Annotated in this window: 23 protein-coding genes; 6 read left to right on the top strand and 17 right to left on the bottom strand. The window is 66.4% G+C overall.

From position 1 onward, the window contains the following. Positions 1-11: 11 nt before the first annotated feature. From ispG to dxr, 3 genes are read right to left on the bottom strand one after another with little or no spacing between them, the layout of a single operon-like run. Positions 12-1163, bottom strand: a complete 1152-nt coding sequence (gene ispG / locus G6N32_RS09420) for a flavodoxin-dependent (E)-4-hydroxy-3-methylbut-2-enyl-diphosphate synthase (RefSeq protein WP_115319368.1) — start codon at positions 1161-1163, stop codon at positions 12-14. Between the two features lie 47 nt (positions 1164-1210). Beyond that, positions 1211-2440, bottom strand: a complete 1230-nt coding sequence (locus tag G6N32_RS09415) for a M50 family metallopeptidase (protein WP_115319367.1) — start codon at positions 2438-2440, stop codon at positions 1211-1213. Further along, on the bottom strand, positions 2437-3615 hold the full coding sequence (gene dxr, locus G6N32_RS09410) for a 1-deoxy-D-xylulose-5-phosphate reductoisomerase (protein ID WP_115321037.1): 1179 nt from the start codon (positions 3613-3615) through the stop codon (positions 2437-2439). Before dxr ends, G6N32_RS09415 begins: the two co-directional genes overlap by 4 nt. Positions 3616-3808: 193 nt before the next feature. Here dxr and G6N32_RS09405 point away from each other — a divergent pair, with 193 nt between their 5' ends. From G6N32_RS09405 to G6N32_RS09390, 4 genes are all read left to right on the top strand, one after another. Continuing rightward, positions 3809-4468, top strand: a complete 660-nt coding sequence (locus G6N32_RS09405) for a fasciclin domain-containing protein (RefSeq protein ID WP_115319366.1) — start codon at positions 3809-3811, stop codon at positions 4466-4468. 101 nt (positions 4469-4569) lie between these two features. Further along, positions 4570-5160 (top strand): fasciclin domain-containing protein, encoded by a 591-nt coding sequence (locus G6N32_RS09400; protein ID WP_410432613.1) that lies wholly within the window; start codon positions 4570-4572, stop codon positions 5158-5160. 121 nt (positions 5161-5281) lie between these two features. After that, complete coding sequence (locus G6N32_RS09395; RefSeq protein ID WP_115319364.1) at positions 5282-6625, top strand: cryptochrome/photolyase family protein; 1344 nt, start codon at positions 5282-5284, stop codon at positions 6623-6625. 57 nt (positions 6626-6682) lie between these two features. After that, positions 6683-6937: a DUF2631 domain-containing protein gene (locus G6N32_RS09390; protein ID WP_115319363.1), complete on the top strand. Its 255-nt coding sequence runs from the start codon at positions 6683-6685 to the stop codon at positions 6935-6937. Here G6N32_RS09390 and rlmN read toward each other — a convergent pair whose 3' ends face one another. From rlmN to G6N32_RS09360, 6 genes are all read right to left on the bottom strand, one after another. Next, positions 6938-8029: a dual-specificity RNA methyltransferase RlmN gene (gene rlmN, locus G6N32_RS09385; RefSeq protein ID WP_115319362.1), complete on the bottom strand. Its 1092-nt coding sequence runs from the start codon at positions 8027-8029 to the stop codon at positions 6938-6940. Between the two features lie 17 nt (positions 8030-8046). Then, positions 8047-8913: a phosphatidate cytidylyltransferase gene (locus G6N32_RS09380; RefSeq protein WP_115319361.1), complete on the bottom strand. Its 867-nt coding sequence runs from the start codon at positions 8911-8913 to the stop codon at positions 8047-8049. A 23-nt stretch (positions 8914-8936) separates the two neighbouring features. After that, positions 8937-9494: a ribosome recycling factor gene (frr, locus tag G6N32_RS09375; RefSeq protein WP_115319360.1), complete on the bottom strand. Its 558-nt coding sequence runs from the start codon at positions 9492-9494 to the stop codon at positions 8937-8939. Positions 9495-9504: 10 nt separating this feature from the next. After that, positions 9505-10257, bottom strand: coding sequence for a UMP kinase (gene pyrH / locus G6N32_RS09370; protein ID WP_115319359.1), 753 nt, complete (start codon positions 10255-10257; stop codon positions 9505-9507). A 124-nt stretch (positions 10258-10381) separates the two neighbouring features. Beyond that, positions 10382-10735 carry a Fe-S protein gene (locus tag G6N32_RS09365; protein ID WP_102806847.1) on the bottom strand — a complete coding sequence of 118 codons (354 nt, stop codon included), beginning with the start codon at positions 10733-10735 and terminating at the stop codon, positions 10382-10384. 42 nt (positions 10736-10777) lie between these two features. Further along, positions 10778-11455: a class I SAM-dependent methyltransferase gene (locus G6N32_RS09360; protein ID WP_115319358.1), complete on the bottom strand. Its 678-nt coding sequence runs from the start codon at positions 11453-11455 to the stop codon at positions 10778-10780. Positions 11456-11501: 46 nt separating this feature from the next. Between G6N32_RS09360 and G6N32_RS09355 the strand changes: the two genes are divergently transcribed. After that, positions 11502-11927 carry a MarR family winged helix-turn-helix transcriptional regulator gene (locus G6N32_RS09355; protein WP_115319357.1) on the top strand — a complete coding sequence of 142 codons (426 nt, stop codon included), beginning with the start codon at positions 11502-11504 and terminating at the stop codon, positions 11925-11927. A gap of 42 nt (positions 11928-11969) precedes the next feature. On the opposite strand, the gene G6N32_RS09350 is transcribed toward G6N32_RS09355, so the two are convergent. From G6N32_RS09350 to rpsB, 8 genes are all read right to left on the bottom strand, one after another. Then, on the bottom strand, positions 11970-13949 hold the full coding sequence (locus G6N32_RS09350; protein ID WP_115319356.1) for a primary-amine oxidase: 1980 nt from the start codon (positions 13947-13949) through the stop codon (positions 11970-11972). Between the two features lie 6 nt (positions 13950-13955). After that, positions 13956-15476 carry an APC family permease gene (locus G6N32_RS09345; protein WP_163789209.1) on the bottom strand — a complete coding sequence of 507 codons (1521 nt, stop codon included), beginning with the start codon at positions 15474-15476 and terminating at the stop codon, positions 13956-13958. A gap of 24 nt (positions 15477-15500) precedes the next feature. Continuing rightward, positions 15501-16223 (bottom strand): ABC transporter ATP-binding protein, encoded by a 723-nt coding sequence (locus G6N32_RS09340; RefSeq protein ID WP_115319355.1) that lies wholly within the window; start codon positions 16221-16223, stop codon positions 15501-15503. Positions 16224-16225: 2 nt separating this feature from the next. Further along, complete coding sequence (locus tag G6N32_RS09335) at positions 16226-16792, bottom strand: ABC transporter permease (RefSeq protein WP_115319354.1); 567 nt, start codon at positions 16790-16792, stop codon at positions 16226-16228. Beyond that, on the bottom strand, positions 16792-17961 hold the full coding sequence (locus G6N32_RS09330; RefSeq protein WP_163789207.1) for an FtsX-like permease family protein: 1170 nt from the start codon (positions 17959-17961) through the stop codon (positions 16792-16794). The genes G6N32_RS09335 and G6N32_RS09330 overlap by 1 nt, the downstream gene beginning before the upstream one ends. Positions 17962-18061: 100 nt before the next feature. Then, complete coding sequence (locus tag G6N32_RS09325; protein ID WP_115319352.1) at positions 18062-19489, bottom strand: amidase; 1428 nt, start codon at positions 19487-19489, stop codon at positions 18062-18064. A gap of 136 nt (positions 19490-19625) precedes the next feature. Further along, the gene (gene tsf, locus G6N32_RS09320) at positions 19626-20441 is read right to left on the bottom strand and encodes a translation elongation factor Ts (protein WP_115319351.1); all 816 of its coding nucleotides are present in this window, start codon (positions 20439-20441) and stop codon (positions 19626-19628) included. Positions 20442-20459: 18 nt separating this feature from the next. Continuing rightward, on the bottom strand, positions 20460-21299 hold the full coding sequence (gene rpsB / locus G6N32_RS09315; protein WP_036339000.1) for a 30S ribosomal protein S2: 840 nt from the start codon (positions 21297-21299) through the stop codon (positions 20460-20462). A 299-nt stretch (positions 21300-21598) separates the two neighbouring features. Here rpsB and G6N32_RS09310 point away from each other — a divergent pair, with 299 nt between their 5' ends. Beyond that, positions 21599-22090, top strand: coding sequence for a M23 family metallopeptidase (locus G6N32_RS09310; RefSeq protein ID WP_115319350.1), 492 nt, complete (start codon positions 21599-21601; stop codon positions 22088-22090). Positions 22091-22098 lie beyond the last annotated feature (8 nt).

Below are 22098 nucleotides of genomic sequence, written 5' to 3'. Positions count from 1 at the left end.
GGGTGACGCCATCAGCTTACGGTCACGACAGGCGAACCGCTGGCAGATGTGCCGCTGTCACGCTGGGCGTCGCCGATCTCGGAGGCAAGTCTCATCGCCTCTTCAATCAGCGTCTCCACGATCAGCGCCTCGGGCACGGTCTTGATCACCTCGCCCTTGACGAAAATCTGTCCCTTGCCGTTGCCCGACGCCACGCCGAGATCAGCCTCGCGCGCCTCCCCCGGACCGTTGACGACGCACCCCATGACGGCCACCCGCAGCGGCACGTCGAGGCCGTCCAGACCCGCCGACACGGCGTTGGCCAGTGTGTAGACGTCGACCTGGGCCCGCCCGCACGACGGGCAGGACACGATCTCGAGGCCGCGGGGCCGCAGGTTCAGCGACTCCAGGATCTGGATCCCGACCTTGACCTCTTCCACCGGAGGCGCGGACAGCGAGACGCGGATGGTGTCGCCGATTCCCCGGGACAGCAGCGCGCCGAACGCGACCGCGGACTTGATGGTGCCCTGGAACGCCGGCCCCGCCTCGGTGACGCCGAGATGTAGTGGGTAGTCACACTTTTCGGCCAGCTGCTCGTAGGCGGCCACCATCACGACCGGGTCGTTGTGCTTGACGCTGATCTTGATGTTGCCGAAGCCGTGCTCCTCGAACAGCGAGGCTTCCCACAGCGCCGACTCGACGAGCGCTTCCGGGGTGGCCTTGCCGTACTTCTCCATGAATCGCTTGTCCAGCGAGCCGGCATTGACCCCGATGCGGATCGGAATGCCTGCGGCGCCCGCAGCCTTGGCGACTTCGCCGACCCGGCCGTCGAACTCCTTGATGTTGCCGGGGTTGACGCGCACGGCCGCGCAACCGGCGTCGATCGCGGCGAAGATGTACTTCGGCTGGAAGTGGATGTCGGCGATCACCGGGATGTTGCTGTGCTTGGCGATCTCGGACAGCGCGTCGGCGTCCTCCTGACGCGGACACGCCACCCGAACGATGTCGCAGCCCGCGGCGGTCAGCTCGGCGATCTGCTGCAACGTCGTGTTGACATCGTGAGTCTTGGTGGTGCACATCGACTGCACCGAGATCGGGTAGTCGCTGCCGACACCGACGTCACGCACCATCAGTTGCCGGGTTTTACGGCGCGGCGCCAGCACTGGCGGAGGAGCGGGCGGCATTCCCAGGCCTATCGAAGTCACTTTGTCATCTCCAAAATTCGGGCCGACTACTGGAACAGTCGAATCGGGTTGACCAGGTCGGCGGTGACGGTCAACAACATGTAGCCGACCACCACGACCAGGATCACGTAGGTCGCGGGCATCAGCTTCAGGTAATTGACCGGAGCTGCGGCGACTTTGCCGCGCGCCGATCGGACAAGGTTGCGGATCTTCTCGAACACCGCGATCGCGATGTGACCGCCGTCGAACGGCAAGAGCGGCACCAGGTTGATCGCACCGAGCACAAAGTTGAGCTGGGCCAGGAAGAACCAGAACGCGACCCACAGTCCATGGTCGACGGTGTCGCCGCCGATGATGCTGGCGCCGACGACACTGATGGGGGTCTCGGGATCACGCTCGCCACCGCCGATGGAATGCACCAGCGCCCCGACCTTGGTCGGGATCTTGGCCAGTGACTTGCCCAGCTCGACGGCGAGGTCACCGGTGAACGCGAACGTGGCGGGGACCGCCGACAGCGGGTTGTACTGCGTGGGCCCGAATACCTCGGGCGCGACGCCGATCGCGCCGACCGTGGTGGGCGCGGTCGCGTCCTTCGACGTCCACCGCTGGGTCGCGGTGACGTCGACGGTGGTGGTGAATTCGCGAGACTGCCCGTTCTCGACACGGTCGACGGTGAACACGGTGGGACCGTTCACCTTGCGCACCGCGGCGACGAGTTCGTCGAAGGTTCCGACGCGCGCATCACCGACTTTGGTGATGACGTCGCCCTTCTTGATGCCGGCCAGTGCGGCCGGGCCGGGCCCGGTGCAGTCCCCCGCCTTGTCTTTGCTGACTTGTGGTGCCACACAAGCGGTTTCACCGACCATCGCAGTGGTCGGTTGATGCAGGTTGGGCAGACCCCACACAACGGCGATCCCGTAGATCAGCACCAGCCCGATGATGAAGTTCATCGCAGGCCCGGCGAACAGTACCGCCGCCCGCTTCCAGGTGTCCTGCTTGAACATCGCGTAGGGGCGATCTTCGGGCGCGAGTTCCTCCACCGACGTCATGCCGGCGATATCGCAGAAGCCACCGAGCGGGACCGCCTTGACGCCGTACTCGGTGGAGCCGAGCTTGTTGGGCCGATGCGTCGACCACAGGGTCGGCCCGAAGCCCACGAAGTAGCGGCGGACCTTCATTCCGGTGGCGCGGGCCACCCACATGTGACCGCACTCGTGCAGCGCCACGGAGATGAGGATGCAGAGTGCGAACAGCACAATGCCGATAACGAACATCATCGGATTGAAGCGACCTCCTGTGTGACGGCCTCGCGGGCCCGTTGCCGTGCCCAGCGCTGCGCGTCAAGTACTTCTTCCACGGTAGCGGGTTCGGCGGCCCACTGGTCGGCGGCGTGCAGCACGTCGGCGATTGTTCGCACGATGGCCGGGAACCGGATCTTTCCGGCCAGGAAGGCCTCAGCGGCCTCTTCATTGGCGGCGTTGTAGACCGCGGTCAGGCACCCGCCGGTCTGCCCGGCCTCGCGGGCCAGGTCGACGGCGGGAAACACCGAGGCGTCCAGCGGTTCGAACTCCCAGGTGGAGGCCGTGGTGAAGTCGCAGGCCGCGGCCGCGCCCGGCACCCGGCCGGGCCAGCCCAGTGCGAGTGAGATCGGCAGTTTCATGTCCGGGGGGCTGGCCTGGGCGATCGTGGAGCCGTCGGTGAACGTCACCATCGAGTGCACGATCGACTGCGGGTGGACAACGACCTCGATGCGCTCGTAGGGAACACCGAACAGCAGGTGCGTCTCGATCAGCTCCAGCCCCTTGTTGACCAGCGACGCCGAGTTCAACGTGTTCATCGGGCCCATGTTCCAGGTGGGATGGGCGCCGGCCTGCTCGGGCGTGACGGGCTCCAGCTGGGCTGCCGACCAGCCGCGGAACGGACCGCCGGAAGCGGTGAGCACCAGTTTGGCGACTTCGTCGGGGGTGCCCGAGCGTAGGCACTGGGCCAGCGCCGAGTGTTCGGAGTCGACGGGCACGATCTGTCCGGGACTCGCCGCCTTGACCACCAGCGGTCCGCCTGCGACCAGCGATTCCTTGTTGGCCAGGGCCAGACGGGCACCGGAGGCCAACGCGGCCAGGGTCGGTTCCAACCCCAAGGCCCCGACCAGCGCGTTGAGCACGACGTCGACGCCGGCGTTCTCGCAGGTGTCGGTCACCAGACGAGTGACCGCGTCGGGACCGGTGTAGGTGACATCGCCGACCTTGTCCGCCGCGGCCGGGTCGGCGACGGCGACGCTGGTGACGCCGGTCTCCGCACGCTGCCGGGCCAGCAGGTCGGGGTTCCCGCCGCCGGCGGCCAAGCCGACGACTTCGAACCGGTCCGGATTCTCGGCGATGACCTCCAGCGCCTGGGTTCCGATGGAACCGGTGCTGCCCAAGATCAGGACCCGGAGACGGTTGGCGGCGCTCACCACTCAATTGTGCCGCGCGCGGCCCACAATCCCGGCATCGCTGCCGATTCGCACCCGCCGAGACTGTGACGTGTTTGTGACCCCACCGGGGGTGCACCCGTCCGGACCGGGGTGCGTGCCGAATTGCCTGTGCATTGCCGATCAAGACCGGTCGGACCGACTGGGACCGATTCACACGACAAGGGAGTCACCTATGGCATTTCATCGCACCGTTCTCAGCGCTGTCGGACTGACGGCGGCCGCCATGCTTTTCGCGGGCTGTTCCTCGACCAGTACGACGGCGGAGTCGTCGTCGAGCAGCTCGCCCGCGGCGACCACCACGACCACGACCACCACCTCGGCGGCGGCCGCACCGGCCGGCACGCTGGTCGGTCCCGGTTGCGCGAGCTACGCCGAGCAGGTGCCCACCGGACCCGGTTCGGTCGCGGGCATGTCGAAGGACCCGGTGACGGTGGCAGCCAGCAACAACCCGCTGCTGAAGACTCTGACATCGGCGCTGACGGGCAAGCTGAACCCGAACGTGAACCTGGTCCAGACTCTCGACAGCGGGCAGTTCACCGTGTTCGCCCCGACCGACGACGCGTTCGCCAAGCTCGATCCCGCCACGGTCGAGAAGCTCAAGACCGACTCGAACCTGTTGACCTCGATCCTGACCTACCACGTGGTTCCGGCGCAGGCCAGCCCCGCTCAGGTCGTCGGCCAGCACAAGACCGTCCAGGGCGCAGAGGTCACAGTGACCGGCTCGGGTGACGCACTGAAGGTCAACGACGCCAACGTCGTCTGCGGCGGTGTCCAGACGGCCAACGCCACGGTCTACCTGATCGACACGGTGCTGATGCCGCCCGCCCAGTGACTCGGCGAGCTCCCCACCCATCAGGACAACCCGCAACACATCGCAACGGTGCGCAGATCTCTTCTGGCGCAACGTCTTACGAAAGGAATGATCGAATGTCGATGAAAGTATCCACGAAGGTCGCTTCGATGGCCGGGCTCACCATGGCCGCGGTTTTCTCGGTGGGCCTGGCTCCCGTCGCCGCCGCTGACAATCACTCAGGTCCGGTTGGCCCCGGCTGCGCGGCGTATGCCGAGCAGGTGCCCACCGGGCCGGGTTCGGTGAGCGGCATGTCGATGGCCCCGGTCGCCACGGCAGCGTCCAACAATCCGATGCTGACCACCTTGACGGCTGCGTTGTCCGGCAAGCTGAACCCTGAGGTCAATCTGGTCGACACCCTCAACGGCGGCCAGTTCACCGTCTTCGCTCCGACGGACGACGCTTTCGCGAAGATCGACCCGGCCACAATCGATCAGCTCAAGACCAACAAGGATCTGCTGACCTCGATCCTGACCTATCACGTGGTTCCCGGTCAGGCCGCACCCGACAAGGTGGTGGGGACTCACAAGACCGTCCAGGGCGCGGACCTGACGGTCACCGGCTCGGGCGATCACCTGCAGGTCAACGGGGCCAACGTGGTGTGCGGCGGCGTGCGCACCGCCAACGCCACGGTGTACCTCATCGACACGGTCCTGATGCCGCCGGCGCAGTAGACCAGCGGGACCCGCACGCCGGCCGACTCGGTAATCGAGAGCCCGGGCGGCGTGCGGGTCAACCCGCGGGTGAGGACCTGCGTCGCGCATACCTTCGGCACGGAAAGGGCAGCATAGGAACATGCCCACACTGCTGTGGTTCCGTCGCGACCTGCGCCTGAGCGATCTGCCCCCGCTGCTGGAGGCGGCCGCCGACGGTAGCGACGTACTCGCCTGCTTCGTGCTGGACCCGCGCCTGGAGAAGTCATCAGGCGCGCGCCGACTGCAATTCCTCGGGGATTCGTTGCGTACCCTCGCCGACTCCCTGGACGGCCGACTGCTGATCACCCGCGGACGGCCCGAGGAACGAATCCCGTTGCTGTGCAAGCAGATCAACGCCACCGAGGTGCATGTCTCGGCAGACTTCACTCCGTTCGGGGTGCGGCGCGACGCGGCGGTCAAGGCTGCACTGGCCGATTCCGGGGCGACACTGCAGGCCACCGGATCGCCGTATCTGGTCACGCCGGGTCGTGTCACCAAGGACGACGGCACCCCGTACAAGGTCTTCACCCCGTTCCTGGCCCGCTGGCGCGAAGTCGGGTGGCGCGGGCCCGCCGCCTCGGCAACGGCGAAGGTGACGTGGATCGACCCGGCGGACCTGCCCGCGAAGCTGCGGGCCGAGGCCCCCGACCCGGGCGCCGACTTGGATCTCGAGGCCGGCGAGACGGCAGCGCTGGCCGGGTGGAAAGAGTTTGTCCGCACTCAGCTGGCCGACTACGACGAGGACCGCAACCGGCCGGACAAGGCGGCCACCAGCCGTATGTCGGCGCATCTGAAGTTCGGCACGATCCACCCCAGGACGATGGCCGCCGACCTCGACTTCCGCGCCAAGGGCCCGGCCTCGTATCTGCGCGAGCTGGCGTTCCGGGACTTCTACGCCGCGGTGCTTGACCACTGGCCGGACAGCGCGTGGTGGAACTGGAACCGCAACTTCGACGCCATCGAGGTCGACACCGGCTCGGAGTCGACGAAGGCGTTCGAAGCCTGGAAGGAAGGCCGCACCGGTTTTCCGATCGTCGACGCCGGGATGCGCCAGCTACGTGATTCGGGATTCATGCATAACCGGGTGCGGATGATCGTGGCGTCCTTCCTGGTCAAGGACCTGCATCTGCCGTGGCAGTGGGGTGCGCAGTGGTTCCTCAAGCAGCTCGTCGACGGCGACATGGCCAACAATGCGCACGGCTGGCAGTGGTGTGCCGGTTCGGGGACCGACGCGGCTCCGTACTTCCGGGTGTTCAACCCCACCACTCAGGGCCAGAAGTTCGACCCTGACGGCGAGTACATCCGCCGCTGGGTGCCCGAGTTGGCCGATGTAGACGACGTCCACAAGCTCAAGGGCGGCCCGCCGCCCGGTTATCCGGAGCCGATCGTCGACCACGCGGCCGAGCGGGTCGAGGCATTGCGGCGCTACGGCCAGATCGGCTGAGCTCGCGTCGAAGCGGTGTGCCAGAATTACCGCAATTGCCGAGTGACAGGAGCCGCAATGGTCAGCACCGAGGTGGAGCGCTATTCAGAGGTCGATCCGGCCGACGTACCCTCAGCTGCCTGGGGCTGGAGCAAGATCAACCCGCGCACCTGGCACGCTCTTGGCATCTTCGTCACGGTCTTCCTGCTGGCGATGCTGAAGGGCAACCACGTCGGTCACGTCGAGGATTACGTGCTGATCGTGTTCGCGGTGCTGGTGTTCGGCGCGACCGTCCGCGACTGGTGGGGTCGTCGCCGCGGCTGGATCCGCTAGCTAACCGCCGGCGGCGAGCTGACCACACGCCGCCGCGATCTCCCGCCCACGGGTGTCCCGCACAGTGCACGACACTCCCTGAGCCCGCACCCGGCGGACGAATTCGCGTTCCACCGGCTTGGGGCTGGCGTCCCACTCACTGCCGGGCGTCGGGTTCAGCGGAATCAGGTTCACGTGCGCCAACGGGCCGAGCACCTGATGAAGCTTCTTGCCCAGTAGGTCGGCCCGCCACGGCTGGTCGTTGACGTCACGGATCAGCGCGTACTCGATCGACACCCGCCGGCCGGTCTGATCGGCGTAGTAGCGGGCGGCGTCAAGCACTTCGCTGACCGGCCAGCGGTTGTTCACCGGCACCAGGGTGTCGCGCAGCTCGTCGTCCGGGGTGTGCAGGGACAGCGCCAGCGTCACACCGAGGTGTTCGTCGGCGAGCTTGCGGATCGCCGGTGCCAGCCCGACCGTCGACACCGTGACCGACCGCGCGGAGATCCCGAAGCCCTCCGGCGGGGCCGCGGTGATGCGCTGCACGGTGGCAAGCACTCGCGAATAGTTGGCCAGTGGCTCGCCCATCCCCATGAACACCACATTCGACAGGCGCTCGCCGAACTCGTCGCGCGAGGTCACCGCCGCCGCCCGGACCTGCTCCAGGATCTCGGCGGTGCTCAGGTTGCGGGTCAGGCCGCCCTGTCCGGTCGCGCAGAACGGGCACGCCATGCCGCAGCCGGCCTGCGACGAGATGCACACCGTGGTGCGGTTCGGGTAGCGCATCAGCACGGATTCGAATGTGGTGCCATCGTGGGCGCGCCACAACGTCTTTCGGGTCTCTCCCGCGTCGCACTCGATCTCTTTGGCCACCGAGAGCAGCGTCGGGAACAACGCATCGGCGACGGCGTCACGGACTGCTGCGGGCAGATCGGTCATCTGCTGCGGGTCGGCGAGCAACCGCCCGTAATACTGCTGCGCGAGCTGCTTGGCCCGAAATGCCGGCAGCCCGAGTTCGGCCACCGCGGTCGCGCGGGCGTCGGCGTCCAAGTCGGCGAGATGCCGCGGCGGTAACCCACGCCGTGGCGCCTCGAAGACAAGCTCTTGTTTCATTGGCTCCAGTATGGCGGTCAGGCCAGCAGAGTCAGGACTATCCAGCCGGCGACGGCCGACGGCAGCATCGCGTCGATGCGGTCCATGATCCCGCCGTGGCCGGGCAGCAGCGTGCCCATGTCCTTGATGCCGAGGTCACGCTTGACCTGGGACTCGACCAGGTCGCCGAGCACGCCGGTGATCACCAGCATCAGCCCGAGCGGCAGACCGACCCAGGCCGGTTTGTGCAGCAGGAACGTGACCGAAAGCACGGCAGCGGTGACACCGAACAGCAGTGAGCCGCCGAGCCCTTCCCAGGATTTCTTGGGGCTGATCGCCGGGGCCAGCAGGTGCTTGCCGAACAGCACGCCGGCCGTGTAACCGCCGATATCGGCGAACACGACAGTGGCGATCACGGTGAACACCCGGGCGCCGCCGTTGTCCTGGAAGATCAGCAGTGCGGTGAAACTCGCGAACAACGGCACCCAGGTGGCCAGCAGCACCGAGGCGGCGATGTCGCGAAGGTAGTTGACGGGCTGCTCGCGCAGCCCCTGGCCGAGCAGGCGCCACACCATCGCGACCACGATCGTGCCGCCGTAGGCGCCCAGCGTTCCCGCCACGCCCCACGGCCAGGCCAGCCAGATCATCGCCTGCCCGCCGACCAGCAGCGGCACGACGGGCATCACATACCCGTGCTCGCGAAGCCGGCGAACCACCTCGTGCGTGGCGATCGCCATCGCGATGGCCAGTAGCGGCATCCACCACTTCGGGGCGAACAGCAGGCTGCCGATCGCCATCGCGCCCAGCACGACGCCGACGGCGATGGCGGCGGGCAGATCACGCCCTGCGCGCGAGCTCTTGGGCGCTGGCTGCGCGGCCGCGCCGCCGGTATCGGTTTCCGCCACTTCGATGCGTTGCTGAAAGGTGGCTACACCTCCAGCAATTCGCCTTCCTTGTGCTTGACCAATTCGTCGATCTGGCCGACGTAGGTGGACGTGGCCTTGTCCAGATCCTTCTCGGCGCGCCCGACCTCGTCCTCGCCGGCCTCGCCGTCCTTGCGGATGCGGTGCAGTTCCTCCATGGCGCGACGGCGCACGTTGCGCACCGACACCTTGGCGTCCTCGCCCTTGGACTTGGCCTGCTTGACCAGATCGCGGCGGCGTTCCTCGGTCAGCTGCGGGATCGACACCCGGATGATGTTGCCGTCGTTGGTGGGATTCACCCCGAGATCGGAGTTGCGGATCGCGTCTTCGATCGCCCGAAGCTGCGACGCCTCGTAGGGCTTGATGACGACCATCCGCGCCTCGGGCACGTTGACGCTGCACAACTGCGTGATCGGCGTCGGCGACCCGTAGTAGTCGACGACGACGCGCGAGAACATTCCCGGGTTGGCCCGTCCGGTCCGGATGGACGCCAAGTCGTCGCGGGCGACCGCGACGGCTTTCTCCATCTTCTCTTCGGCATCGAAGAGCGCCTCTTCAATCACTTGGTCCTCCTCAACCGCTGACCAGAGTTCCGATCTTCTCACCCGCGACCGCCCGGGCGATATTCCCGTCGGTGAGCAGGTTGAAGACCAGGATCGGCATTCCGTTGTCCATGCACAAACTGAACGCCGTGGCGTCGGCGACCTGAAGCCCGCGGTCGAGCACTTCGCGGTGGCTGATTTCGGTGAGCATCTCGGCGTTCGGGTTCTCCCGCGGGTCGGCGGTGAAGACACCGTCGACCGCCTTGGCCATCAGCACGATGTCCGCGCGAATCTCCAGGGCACGCTGCGCGGCGGTGGTGTCGGTGGAGAAATACGGCAGACCCATGCCGGCGCCGAAGATCACGACGCGCCCCTTCTCCAGGTGCCGCACCGCACGCAGCGGGATGTAGGGCTCCGCGACCTGCCCCATGGTGATGGCGGTCTGGACCCGGGTGACGATGCCTTCCTTCTCCAGGAAGTCTTGCAGCGCAAGACTGTTCATCACCGTGCCCAGCATGCCCATGTAATCGGAGCGAGTCCGTTCCATCCCGCGCTGCTGCAATTGCGCGCCACGGAAGAAGTTTCCGCCGCCGATGACGACGGCAACCTGGACGCCACTGCGGACCACCTCGGCGATCTGGCGGGCCACCTGGGCGACGACGTCAGGATCGAGCCCGACTGATCCGCCGCCGAACATCTCCCCGCCGAGCTTGAGCACCACCCTGTTGAAATGCGGGCGCAATTCCCCCGTGCCGGCACCGTTGCTGTTGGCCGTCTCCCCCATCAGACTCCTCGGACTAGTCGGGCTCCTGGCATGAGAGTGCCATCCCGGCGACTTTCGGGACGGCACTTCCATCCTGCCTCATCGCCGACGGTGCCGATTTCCCGGGTTCTTCCTGGTGCGCACGTCACCACAGCACAGCGATACCCGCTGCCGTCAGCGATAAGACCCCCACCGAGAGGAAGACCGGACGCGGGACCGGCTCGCCGGTACGCCGCTGCCGGGCGTTGCCCATACCGAGCAGGCCACCGATTACCACCAGGATGGCCAGCTTGACCCCGATCTTGGGATAGTTCAAGACAATTCCGGCGGGCCACGGCGCGGCCAGCGCCAGACCGGTGAGCAGTGAGACCAGCAGGCCGTAGTCCATCAACCGGGTGGTGCGAAACCTTCGGGCAGCCCCCTCGGCCGCCCACGCGCCGAACGTCACCGCGAACCCGACGATATGCACCAGTACAACTACATGACGTAGTAGTTCCATGCGGCAGAGCCTACGACACGCAGCGCCCCGTCGCGGACGGATTCACCCGAGGTGCGCCGAGAGCAGCCAGGCCGCCATCGACTTGCGGCCCTTGGCCTCCTCGCGCAGGTCACCACCGGCGAACTCCACCATGTGTGCCATCTGCTCCGGCACGTTCGCGTGAATACGGGCCGGCCGGATCTCGTCGATCACCCAGTACGGCTCGACCGCAGCGCGCAACTCGTCAGCGGTCACGGGATGCGCGGGCCCGTTGGCTGGCATCGTTGCGGCATCGAAGACCAGGACGAAGTAGGACGCCCCCGGTGCGGCCGCACGCACGATCGAGCGCTGATACCCGTCGCGCAACTCCACCGGCATCGAGTGGAACAGCGTCGAGTCGACGATGGTGCCAAATCTGCCGTCGTAGCCGCCGAAGTCGCTGATGTCGGCGACCTCGAAACTCGCGTTGTGTAGGCCGCGCTTGGCCGCCTCCGCCCGGGCCAGCTCGATGGCCGCGGGCGACAGGTCCAGGCCGACAGTGGTGAACCCGCGCTCGGCGAGGTGGATCGAGACGGCCGCCTCCCCGCAGCCGGCGTCGAGGACATCGCCGTGGAACTTGCCCTGGTCGATGAGTGCCGCGATTTCGGGCTGCGGCTCGTCGATGCTCCATGGCGGACGAAAGCCCGCGAACTCCGGAGCCGACTGACGGTAGGCCGAATCAAAAAGATCCTCTGTGCTCATACCTCCACGACTATCAATCAAGTTGATATATGTCAATATCATTGACATGGGTGGAGGCCACGATGAGCCGCTGGGCTATCTGATGCACCGGGTGGCCTCGGCGCTGCGCGCCGAAGTGAGCGCCACCGCGCTGGAACCTGCCAGCCTGTCGTTCCCCCAGTACATCTGCATGCGAATTCTGTCGCGCTTCCCCGACCGCTCGAACGCCGAACTGGCCCGCGACACCGGCGTCTCGCCACAGGCGATGAACATGGTGCTGCGTAGCCTCGAAGAACGCGGGCTGGTCACCCGCCCCGACACCGTGACCTCGGGCCGGTCGCTGCCGGCGAAGCTGACCCGCGCCGGTGCGGAGCTGTTGAGCAGCACCGAGACGGGTGTGCGAGCCGCCGAGCAGCGGCTGATGGCGGGCCTGTCCGCCGAGCAGCGGCGAGAATTCCGTAACATTCTCGCCGCCCTCGGTGCCCCGGACTAAAAGCTGCTCCCGAATTACGTTGCGGTGCAGCGTCGGTGGTTGTCAGTGATTGGCGTGACAGCCTTTCGGTGGTGACGGCGGCAGGTCGAGCGCGGGATTGCCGTCGAAGAAGCCGATCGGCTTGAGGTGGAATCCGGTGTACGCGCAGGGCATCACCGGCCAGTCCTCGGGCCGGACGATGTGATGTGCCCCCACCGTGTACCAGAGCACCACGTCGGTGTTGTCCAACGGTGCGTCGTCGGCGATGTACTCGGGCAGACCCTGCGCCTCCGCACACTGATACATGTAGTCCCCGGCGGCGAACTTCTCGGCCGGGTCGTACTTCGTCACCCACAAGTTGTGCTGCACGAAGCGGGCCCGGTCATAGATGTAGGAGCCCTCCTGCACCATCACCGGTACCGGATCACGTGGCACCAGCTTGTAGCCCACCTCGGCGCCGAGTTCGTTGATCTTCGACGGGTTGGTGACCTTCCAGTACCGCCCGGTCTGCCAGTTCCAGTCCCGCGCACCCTCGGCCTCCGACGCCACCAGGGTGTCTCTGGTGATCCAGGCGTTGTGGTGCGGATTGAGCGCCGGATCGGGCTCGGCGATCGAATCCACCTCGTAGACACTGTTGTTCGCTCCGTCAATGGCCATGTCGAGCCGGAAGCTGAAGAAGTGCTGGTGATTCGGGCCGTAGATACCGGGCGCCACGAGCTTGCCCCACCGCGGCTTCTCCCCCTCGGGAATCGACCCTGTCGTGAGCACCCCGGAGAGTTTGACCTCCATCTCGATCGATGCGTCGTTGTACAGGTACCAGAAGAATCCGTACTCATAGTTGCCGACGGTGCAGATCATCGAGATCACCAGCCGGCGCGACCGGCGCACCTCGACCTCGCCCGTGCGAAAATCGGTGTGCTTCCAGGAGATTCCGTAGTCTTCTTCGTGCATGCAGATCGCATTCGGGATGGTGACCGCGTTGCCGTCGGAATCGTGCACCATGCCGTCGAAGTAGAAGATCTCGCCCAGACAGTCGCAACCCAGGGTCAGCGGGTTCGCCGAGAAGCCCATGCCGACCTCGCCCATGTCGAAGACGTTCTTGTTCCAGTGCGTCGGCGAGGTGTCCCCGTACGGCACCACCATTTCCGAGAGCGCGGCCCGGTACATGATCGGCCGGACGGTACCCCGGTCGTTGTAGGTGATCTCGTGCAACGTCAGACCCTCGCGGGGGTTGAATCCCACCCGCAGAGACCACTTCTGCCACTGAACCTTCCAGCCGTCGACGGTGAAGCTCGGTCCGTCCGGCTGGGTGATCTCGATGGTTTTGACGTCGTCCCGGAACTCGGTGAAGGCCGGCCGGTTGTCGGCGTCGAACATGAACTGCGCCGAGTAGTTGCCCGCTTTGGGCGGCAACGGCACCACGCCGTGGTCTTCGACATCGAGCACCGTCATGGAGTCGAGGTCGAAGGTCACGATGACCCCTTCCACCGGACGCGCGTATCCGTGCTCCGACGGCGCCGCCCGCATGAACGTCAGCGGGCGGCAGATCAGCGGTGAGTTCTCGTAATGATCCTGCGCGCCGTAGTAGCCGGCCGGCCACGGATCGATCATCGCCAGGTCGAAATCGGTGATGCCGCGCTTGCGCATCGCCTCCTGCCAGCGCGGGTCCGCCCGGACCACCTCCTCGACGCCGGTCATGTGCTCGACCAGATACGACGGGAAGCGGCCCGGGATCGCGGTCCAGGACTCCACCACCCGGGCGCCGATGTCGACGACCGATTCGTAGACCAGCTTGGCTGCCGCGTCGTACATCGTGCAGAAGGCACGACGCGGGACATCGGTCGCCGACTCGAACGTCAGCTGCGCGTTCTTGTCCGGCTCGGCGAGCTGGATCATCACGAATTTCAGTGTCGGCGTTGCATAGTCGGACTCTTTGACGATCGCGGCCGCCATCTCGATCTCGGCACCGCTGAGCGGGTCGAGCGGGTAAGCGGCGCGGTCATCGGTCGTTCCCGTGCTCAGCACGGTGCTGTCCATGGTCATTGTCGGTCAAACCGCCTCAGGGCTAGGTGATTCGGACTTCTTGAGATCGAGCACAGCCAGATGGGCCAGTGCGTCTCCTTCGGTCATCTTGCGTGCCGAGCGCCGGCCGAAGATGTAGACGATGACGCCGAGGGCGAACATGCCGACCGCGATGCTGCCGGTCCACATCATCCAGGTGCTGTCGGGGACGTCCTTGATCCACGACTTGGCGAACGAGTAGTAGATGCCGCCCAGGGTGCCCAGCGTGCCGATGGTCACGGTGATCCAGACGCCCACCGTGCCACCGGGAATCCGCCAGAACTTCTCGGCGGCATAGCGATCCGCGTACTTCTTGCGCGCCAGGATGACCGGGAACAGGAAGAAGAACCCGGAGATCAGCCAGGCGATGGACAGGCCACCCTGCAGGAACACCGTGACGTTGGCCATGCTGCTCTGCGAGTACAACCCGACGATCAGCAACGACGACAGCACGCCCTGGATCAGCACGGCGGTGACGGGGTTGCGCGTACGCGGGTTGAGGTGGGTGAAGATTCGCGGCAGGTGACGCTCCAGGCCGGAGACGAAGATCAGCCGCGAATAGGTCACCTGGTAGCTCATCAGCGCGACGAACACGATGCAGGCCAACACCACGGCCGCGACTTCCATCACGCCCTTGGGAGCGGCGGTCCCCAGCATGCCGATGACGCCGGTGACCGGGTCGACCTGGTCGGCAGGCAACACCATCACGGTGCCCAAGGTGGTCAACAGATAGATCAGGATCAGCGCGATCGATCCGTAGACCACCATCTTCGGGCCACTCTTGCGCACCGAGAGGAACTCGGCGCCCATGTTGTACGGCGTCTCGACACCCACCAGGTACAGCAGCACCGTGCCGTACAGGAAACCCGCTCCGGCGAAATCGGGCACCAGCGCGGCGTGCGCGGTGAACGGCTGCGCCGACCCGTTACGGAAGGCGTAGACGACGCCGGCGATGAAGATGACGGCGGTCAGGGCCCAGTAGATGACGAAGACGGTGTTCATGATGCGTTGGTTGGCAGCGAGTTTGGCCAGCGCCAGCCCGATGACGGCCCACAGCAACGCCACCTGGATGATGATGGTGAGCGTCAGGCCCAGCTCGGCGTGGAAGGCCAGCAGCAGGAACTGCAGGATGATCGCCGGCGACGACGCGGAGTTGAGCACCACCGGAATCCACGACAGGTAGCCGCCGATGAATCCCCATGTCTCCCCCATGGTTCGGGTCGCCCAGATATAGACACCACCTTCACCGGGCCACAGGTTGCCCAGTTCGGCGACCGCCATGCCCGCCGGAATCAGGAAGGTGAGAATGCCGAGAATCCACATCGGGATCGCGGTCCACCCGCCGGCGGCCATGATCGACGAGCCGGTGATCCAGCAGATGATGAAGACGTAGGTGGCGGTCAGGCCGAAGGTGGTCATCACCTTCGGCAGTACCTGCTCGGGAACGAGCTCTGTGGTCAGCAGCTTGTCACGTCCGGCCGAGGCCGGCGCGTCTATTTGTTGCGTCATACGTAACTCCCCATCGGAGTTGGATCAATTGATGATTTGTCCGTCTCTCATCCGGACGACACGGCTCGCTTCATCGGCCACCGTGGGATCGTGGGTGCTGGCAACGACCGTCACGCCCAGCGTTGAGCACAGGTCGCGCAGCATGCGCACCACCGTTTCCCCCGTGCGGTGGTCCAGATTCGCCGTCGGCTCGTCGGCCAGCACCAGCGTCGGGTTACTGATCAGCGACCGCGCGATCGCGGTGCGCTGCTGCTCGCCGCCCGACATCTTGGTCGGCTGGTGGTGCACGCGGTGGCTCAGCCCGACCAGGTCGAGCAGGTCGAGTGCGCGCTGCCGCAACGCCTTACGGTCGTACGGCTCGAACATCAGCGGCAGCTCGACGTTCTCCACCGCGGACAGGAACGGGATCAGGTTGTAGCTCTGGAAGATGAACCCGATGGTGTCGTGGCGCAGCGCGGCGAACTGGCTTTCGGTCAGCCTGGCGGTGTCCCGGCCTGCGATCAGCACCGACCCTTTGGTCGGCCGGTCCAAGCCGCCGATGATGTTCAACAGCGTCGACTTGCCGCTACCGCTCGGACCCATCAGGCAGACGAATTCGCCTGGCATCACGGTCAACTCGGCGGAGATCAGGGCTTTGACGACTTCGTCGCCGAGCTTGTGCAGCTTCCACACGTCGCTGATCTCGATCACCGGCGACGGCTCGGGCGCCGATGCGACGTCGGAGACGGCGTCTTCGACTGCGGTCATGTCTAACCTCCGGTCGACAGGGAGTGGACAGGGGGACGCGACGCCGCGTTCCAGGTGGGTATGACGCTGGTCGCCAGAGCGGCGGCGATGCTGACGACGATCGCGATCGCCGCGCCGAATCCAAGACCGACCGCCGACACCCCGGTGGGCACCAGGCCGAGCATTCCCAGTGCAACAGCGGCGATCATCGCCAGTACCACACCGACAATCGCTCCGAGCGTGGCCGCGACGGCCGGCTCCACGAGCAGTGCGGCGATGACGGGACGGCGCGGCACTCCGGTGGCGCCGAGCACCCCGAGTTCGCGGGTGCGGTGGGCGATCGTGCGGGTGGTCGCCACCGCCACTTCCACGACACCCACCAGCAGCACGGTGATCGCGATCAGGATGACGGCCCGGCCGATCTCGTTGGCATGGCCCAGCGACGCCGACTGTTCCTGGATGCCGGCCGACATTCCGAAGACGATGACGACGAGGAAGGCGCCCGTTGCGGTGGTGACGATCGGTAGCACCATCTCGCGGACCCGGCGTCGTGCCGCCAGCCAGCCGTAGGAGAGTCCGAATTTCATCATCAGCGCGCTCCGAGCAGGTCGACCGGACGGTTCTGCAGCAGGCGATGCACCGGTATCAGCGCGCCGACGATCGACATCGCGGGCAGGAAGCCCGCCACCATGCCCGCCGCCTGCAGCCAGGCAACCGGGGTGGCGATGCCCGGAATCACCAGCCACACAGCGACTCCCGCGGTCAGCACGCCCACCACGTAGGCCGCCACGAACACCACGGCGGACTCCACCAGGAAGAAATAGAGCACCTCGTCGGCCAGGCCGATGCTGGACATGATGCCGAACTCACGGCGGCGTTCCTGCACAGCCGCCAGGAAAGACGACACCGCGATGATGAAGCCCAGCACCAGCCCGATGATCGAGATGATGCCCAGCGTCGAGCTGGTGACCTTGCCGGAGAACAGCGCCGAGAACTTCTGGTCGAATGTCAGCGGACCGGTTCCGCCCACCGTGTCGTAGATCAGTCCCGGGCCACCGGGATCGGGCTTGACGGACGGATCGGAGGTCGACCGCAGTCCTACCGCGTCACCGAAGGCGCTGCCGAGGGTTCGGCTCTTCTCCTGCCCGGTCGGCGCGAACACGGTCCACCACCCGTTGTCGCCCACCACGGTGCGCGCCAGTGGGGTCGACACCGTGACCGATTCTCCCGCGCCGCGCACCACCACAGCGAGGCTCTGCGAGCCGACGCTGACCCGGTCACCGTCGTGCACACCCAGACGCTGCGCGACACCGGAGCCCAAAACCGCTTGACCGTCCGGGATTTCGTCGCCGCCACGCAGTGAGACCGGCGTACCGCCGATGTCGGTGGTGCCCGAGAGCGTCTTGATCGCACGCCACCCCCCGGGGGCGTCGATCGCCGGGACCGGACCGTCGGCGACGAGCGCCTGCACCGAGCTGTCGTAGTGGACGCCCGCGGCGGGCACCGCCCACAGTTGAGCACCACCGAGCACGTCGGTCACCGAATCGGCGCCGGTGATGGCGAAGCTCGATGAAATCGTGCGCACCACCGTCACGCAGGTGATCGCCAGTGCGATACCGAGAACCGACAGCACAAACCGTTCGGGCCGCCGGCGGATGTTCGCCCAAGCAAACCGGAGCAGACGCACGAACGTCTTGTTTCCGGATGTTGTGGCGATCACCGATGGCCGCGAAATCGTTGTGGAGGCAGAGGTTTCCACACCGAAAATATTCGGCGTGGACTGTTTCGGCCACCGAATCCGCTGATGTCCCTCGAGTTACGCGAACACCCCGGCTGTTAAATCAAGGTGTCCGCGCCAACTACTGCGACAGCGGCTGTTGGTGCGCGGTGTCGATGCGCGGCCACGGCTGCGCGGCCTCGAGTTCGTAGGCGAGTTCCAGGAGTCGGCGTTCGTGGCCGAGCGGTCCGGCCAGCATCATGCCCACCGGCATCCCGGACGCGGATTGGGCCAGTGGCAGGGAGATTGCCGGCTCGCCGGTCGCGTTCTGCAACGGGGTGAACGCCACCCAGTCGATCAGTCGGTCCATGATCTGCTCGAAGTCCGCGGTGGGGTCCAGATGACCGATCCGGGGCGTCTCATCGGCGAGCGTGGGCATCAGGATCACGTCGTAGGTTTGATAGAGCCGGGCGGTGACCCGCCGCAGCCTGCGCAGCCGCGTAATGGCGATCGGCAACTTGTGCAGGTTGCGACTGGCGTGCCGGTCGAGGCCCAGGGTGAGGTTGTCGAGCTTCGTCTTGTCGAAACTCTGCCCGAATGTCCGCTGCCCGGTGCGCACCAGTGTCATCGCCAAAAATGCCCAGTACAACAGGAAGTCGTCCAGGAAGTAGCGCGGCACCGGCGGCTGGTCAAGGTACTCGACGTTATGGCCAAGGCCGGCAAGCAATTCGGCGGTCTTCAGAGTGTGGTCACGGATGCTGGGCGCGGCCTGGCGGACGACCGACTGGGTCACGACGGCGATGCGCAGCCGGGCAGCGCTCGGCCCGGTGACGGCACCGATCGGTGGCAGTTTGCGGTCACGCCAGACTCGCTCGGCTTCCCGGTAGAACGCGGCGGTGTCGCGCACACTGCGGGTCAGCACCCCGTCGTTGACGATGCGCACCGGCATCTGTCGGGTCATCTTGTCCAGCGGCAGCCGGCCCCGCGAAGGCTTGAGGCCCACCAGACCGTTGCAGGCGGCGGGGATGCGGATGGAGCCGCCGCCGTCATTGGCGTGAGCGATGGGCACCACGCCTGCCGCGACGAACGCACCGGAGCCCGACGACGACGCGCCGGCGGTGAAATCGGTGTCCCAGGGATTGCGCACAGCGCCCAGCCGCGGATGCTCCGCGGACGCGCTGAACCCGAATTCCGAGAGCTGCGTCTTGCCCAGCGGCACCAGGCCGGTGGCCAGGAAGAGACTGGCGAACTCACCGTGCGCGGGCTTCAGACGCGGCTCCCAGGCGTCGGTGCCCTGCATCGTCGGCATGCCTTCGACGTCGACGTTGTCCTTGATGAACGTCGGCACCCCGTCGAAGTATCCGCGGCCGCCGGCGTGGCTGCGGGCCAGTGCCCGCTCGAACGTCTGATGGGCCAAACCGTTGAGCATGGGGTTGACCGCCTCGGTGCGCGCGATGGCGGCCTCGACGAGCTCAGGGCGGGACACTTTGCCGGTGCGGAGGGCGTCGACCAGGGCGACGGCGTCCATCGTGCCGAGCGCGTCGTCGCGGTAGGCGTTCACATGTTGCATTCCGCCGACGCTAGCAGGCACGTGTTCAATAACGGCGATCCCCAGACATGGCAAAACCCCGCGCCTCCGGGATCGCCGGATGTGGCACGGGGTTTTCCAGTGGACGGTTGGTGTTCCGTCCAAGCTTGGTGTCGGGCTAGGCCTGGCCGACCTCGAACCGGACGAACCGTGTCACGGTCACGCCGGCCTCGTCGAGCAGTGCCTTGACCGTCTTCTTGCTGTCGGACACCGACGGCTGGTCGAGCAGCACGACGTCCTTGTAGAAGCCGGTGACCCTGCCCTCGATGATCTTGGGCAGTGCCTGCTCGGGCTTGCCTTCGGCCTTGGCGGTCTCCTCCGCGATGTGGCGCTCGTTGGCCACGATGTCGGCGGGGACGTCGTCACGGGTCAGGTACTTGGCCTTCAGCGCGGCGATCTGCAGTGCCACCGAGTGCGCGGCCTCTTTGTCCGAACCGGTGTACTCGACCAGCACGCCCACGGCGGGCGGCAGGTCGGCAGCACGCTTGTGCAGGTAGGCCTCGACGTTGCCGTCGAAGTACGTGGCACGGCGCAGTTCGAGCTTCTCGCCAATCTTGGCCGACAGCTCCGCGACGGCCTGCTCGACCGTCTTGTCACCGATTTTGGCGGCCTTGAGGGCCTCCACGTCGGCGGCCTTGGACTCTGCCGCGGCCGCGACCACGTCGGAGGCCAGCTGCTGGAACTCGGCGTTCTTGGCGACGAAGTCGGTCTCGGAGTTGAGCTCGATCATCGCCCCGCCCTTGGCGGCGACCAGGCCTTCGGCGGTGGCGCGCTCAGCGCGCTTGCCGACGTCCTTGGCGCCCTTGATGCGCAGCGCCTCGACAGCCTTGTCGAAGTCGCCGTCGCTCTCGGCCAGGGCGTTCTTGCAGTCGAGCATGCCCGCACCGGTGAGCTCCCGAAGCCGCTTGACGTCGGCAGCGGTGTAGTTAGCCATGTGGCCCTTCCCTAAGAACTAAGAACCTTCAGTGGTGGTTTCGGTGGCGACCGGCCCAGCGTCGTTGGGGGCCGACGCGGTTGCGCTGGCGAGCAGCTCCTGCTCCCACTCGGCGAGCGGCTCGGCAGCGGCTCCGGAACCGGAGTCGGCCTTGTCGCCCGCATTGACGCCGGAGCGTGCCTGCAGACCCTCGGCCACCGCGGAGGCGATCACCTTGGTCAGCAGCGCCGCGGAGCGGATCGCGTCGTCGTTGCCCGGGATCGGGTAGTTGACCTGATCGGGGTCGCAGTTGGTGTCCAGGATCGCGATGACCGGGATGCCGAGCTTGATGGCCTCGCTGATCGCGAGGTGCTCCTTGTTGGTGTCGACGACCCACACCGCGGACGGCACCTTGGCCATGTCGCGGATACCGCCGAGGCTGCGCTCGAGCTTGGTCTTCTCGCGGGTCAGCATCAAGATTTCCTTCTTGGTGCGACCCTCGAAGCCACCGGTCTGCTCCATGGCCTCGAGCTCCTTCATCCGCTGAAGGCGCTTGTGCACGGTCTGGAAGTTGGTGAGCATGCCGCCCAGCCAGCGCTGGTTCACATACGGCATGCCGACGCGCGTCGCCTCTTCGGCGATGGATTCCTGGGCCTGCTTCTTGGTGCCGACGAACAGGATCGTGCCGCCATGGGCGACGGTCTCCTTGACGAACTCGTAAGCCTGATCGATGTAGGTCAGCGTCTGCTGCAGATCGATGATGTAGATGCCGTTGCGGTCGGTGAAGATGAACCGCTTCATCTTGGGGTTCCAGCGTCGGGTCTGGTGCCCGAAGTGCGTGCCGCTGTCAAGCAGCTGCTTCATGGTTACAACAGCCATGGGTCGGCCATTCCTTATGTGTTGTCGGTTGTCGCCCGGCTTCGGGTGAAGCCAAGCCCTGGCGCCTGAGGCGTGCCGACCCGTCGTTGTGAAACCTCGGACGAGACCAACCGGCATGCGTGGTGCAAGTGTCGACGTGGCGAACTTGCGGAACAGGCGCGCGAAGTCAACCCGCTCGCGCGAGTTGCAGGCAAAAGTTTACACCGCCCGAAGGGGTGCTTTGTCCACAGCGCCGCGGCCGTCCCCAATGTGGCTCCTGGCGGCTTTCGCCTCCCCGTATAACACGCTGAACTGGAGCGATGCGGGTCCTTGCGGTGGTGGTGGCGGCGTTGCTGGTGTGCGCGGGTACCGGACGTGCCGACGCCGGGCGGTTGCTGTGGCCGCTGCGGCCTGCGCCATCGGTGACCAGGACCTTCGATGCACCGTCACCGGACTGGCAGCGCGGCCACCGCGGCGTTGACCTGGCCGGGCTGCCTGACCAGCCGGTTTACGCCGCCGGCTCGGCGACGGTGGTGTTCGCCGGGAGGCTGGCCGGACGCCCGGTGGTGTCGCTGGCGCATGCCGGCGGATTGCGCACCAGCTACGAACCGGTCGACGCCGCGGTGCGGGTCGGTCAGTTGGTCGATGGGTCGACGCCGCTGGGCCGGCTGCTGCCCGGGCACGCGGGTTGCCCGGCACCGGCGTGCCTGCACTGGGGTGCGATGTGGGGTCCATCGTCGCGAGCCGACTACGTCGATCCGCTGGGCCTGTTGGCAAGCACACCGGTCCGGCTCAAGCCGCTGACCGGGTGAGCATCCCT

Origin of the sequence: Mycolicibacterium aichiense (genome assembly GCF_010726245.1) — a bacterium.
Taxonomy (GTDB): domain Bacteria; phylum Actinomycetota; class Actinomycetes; order Mycobacteriales; family Mycobacteriaceae; genus Mycobacterium; species Mycobacterium aichiense.
Note: the sequence above shows the minus strand (reverse complement) of the source record. Positions and strands in the feature narration are given on the sequence as shown.

Coding starts and splice junctions, on each gene's coding strand:
- G6N32_RS09310 (WP_115319350.1), top strand. CDS start 21,599: ATGCGGGTCCTTGCGGTGGTGGTGGCGGCGTTGCTGGTGTGCGCGGGT.
- rlmN (WP_115319362.1), bottom strand. CDS start 8,029: ATGAAACAAGAGCTTGTCTTCGAGGCGCCACGGCGTGGGTTACCGCCG.
- G6N32_RS09390 (WP_115319363.1), top strand. CDS start 6,683: ATGGTCAGCACCGAGGTGGAGCGCTATTCAGAGGTCGATCCGGCCGAC.
- G6N32_RS09365 (WP_102806847.1), bottom strand. CDS start 10,735: ATGGAACTACTACGTCATGTAGTTGTACTGGTGCATATCGTCGGGTTC.
- G6N32_RS09395 (WP_115319364.1), top strand. CDS start 5,282: ATGCCCACACTGCTGTGGTTCCGTCGCGACCTGCGCCTGAGCGATCTG.
- G6N32_RS09345 (WP_163789209.1), bottom strand. CDS start 15,476: ATGACGCAACAAATAGACGCGCCGGCCTCGGCCGGACGTGACAAGCTG.
- ispG (WP_115319368.1), bottom strand. CDS start 1,163: ATGCCGCCCGCTCCTCCGCCAGTGCTGGCGCCGCGCCGTAAAACCCGG.
- G6N32_RS09350 (WP_115319356.1), bottom strand. CDS start 13,949: ATGACCATGGACAGCACCGTGCTGAGCACGGGAACGACCGATGACCGC.
- tsf (WP_115319351.1), bottom strand. CDS start 20,441: ATGGCTAACTACACCGCTGCCGACGTCAAGCGGCTTCGGGAGCTCACC.
- G6N32_RS09325 (WP_115319352.1), bottom strand. CDS start 19,489: ATGCAACATGTGAACGCCTACCGCGACGACGCGCTCGGCACGATGGAC.
- G6N32_RS09400 (WP_410432613.1), top strand. CDS start 4,570: ATGAAAGTATCCACGAAGGTCGCTTCGATGGCCGGGCTCACCATGGCC.
- G6N32_RS09340 (WP_115319355.1), bottom strand. CDS start 16,223: ATGACCGCAGTCGAAGACGCCGTCTCCGACGTCGCATCGGCGCCCGAG.
- pyrH (WP_115319359.1), bottom strand. CDS start 10,257: ATGGGGGAGACGGCCAACAGCAACGGTGCCGGCACGGGGGAATTGCGC.
- G6N32_RS09355 (WP_115319357.1), top strand. CDS start 11,502: ATGGGTGGAGGCCACGATGAGCCGCTGGGCTATCTGATGCACCGGGTG.
- G6N32_RS09335 (WP_115319354.1), bottom strand. CDS start 16,792: ATGATGAAATTCGGACTCTCCTACGGCTGGCTGGCGGCACGACGCCGG.
- rpsB (WP_036339000.1), bottom strand. CDS start 21,299: ATGGCTGTTGTAACCATGAAGCAGCTGCTTGACAGCGGCACGCACTTC.
- G6N32_RS09415 (WP_115319367.1), bottom strand. CDS start 2,440: ATGATGTTCGTTATCGGCATTGTGCTGTTCGCACTCTGCATCCTCATC.
- G6N32_RS09360 (WP_115319358.1), bottom strand. CDS start 11,455: ATGAGCACAGAGGATCTTTTTGATTCGGCCTACCGTCAGTCGGCTCCG.
- G6N32_RS09405 (WP_115319366.1), top strand. CDS start 3,809: ATGGCATTTCATCGCACCGTTCTCAGCGCTGTCGGACTGACGGCGGCC.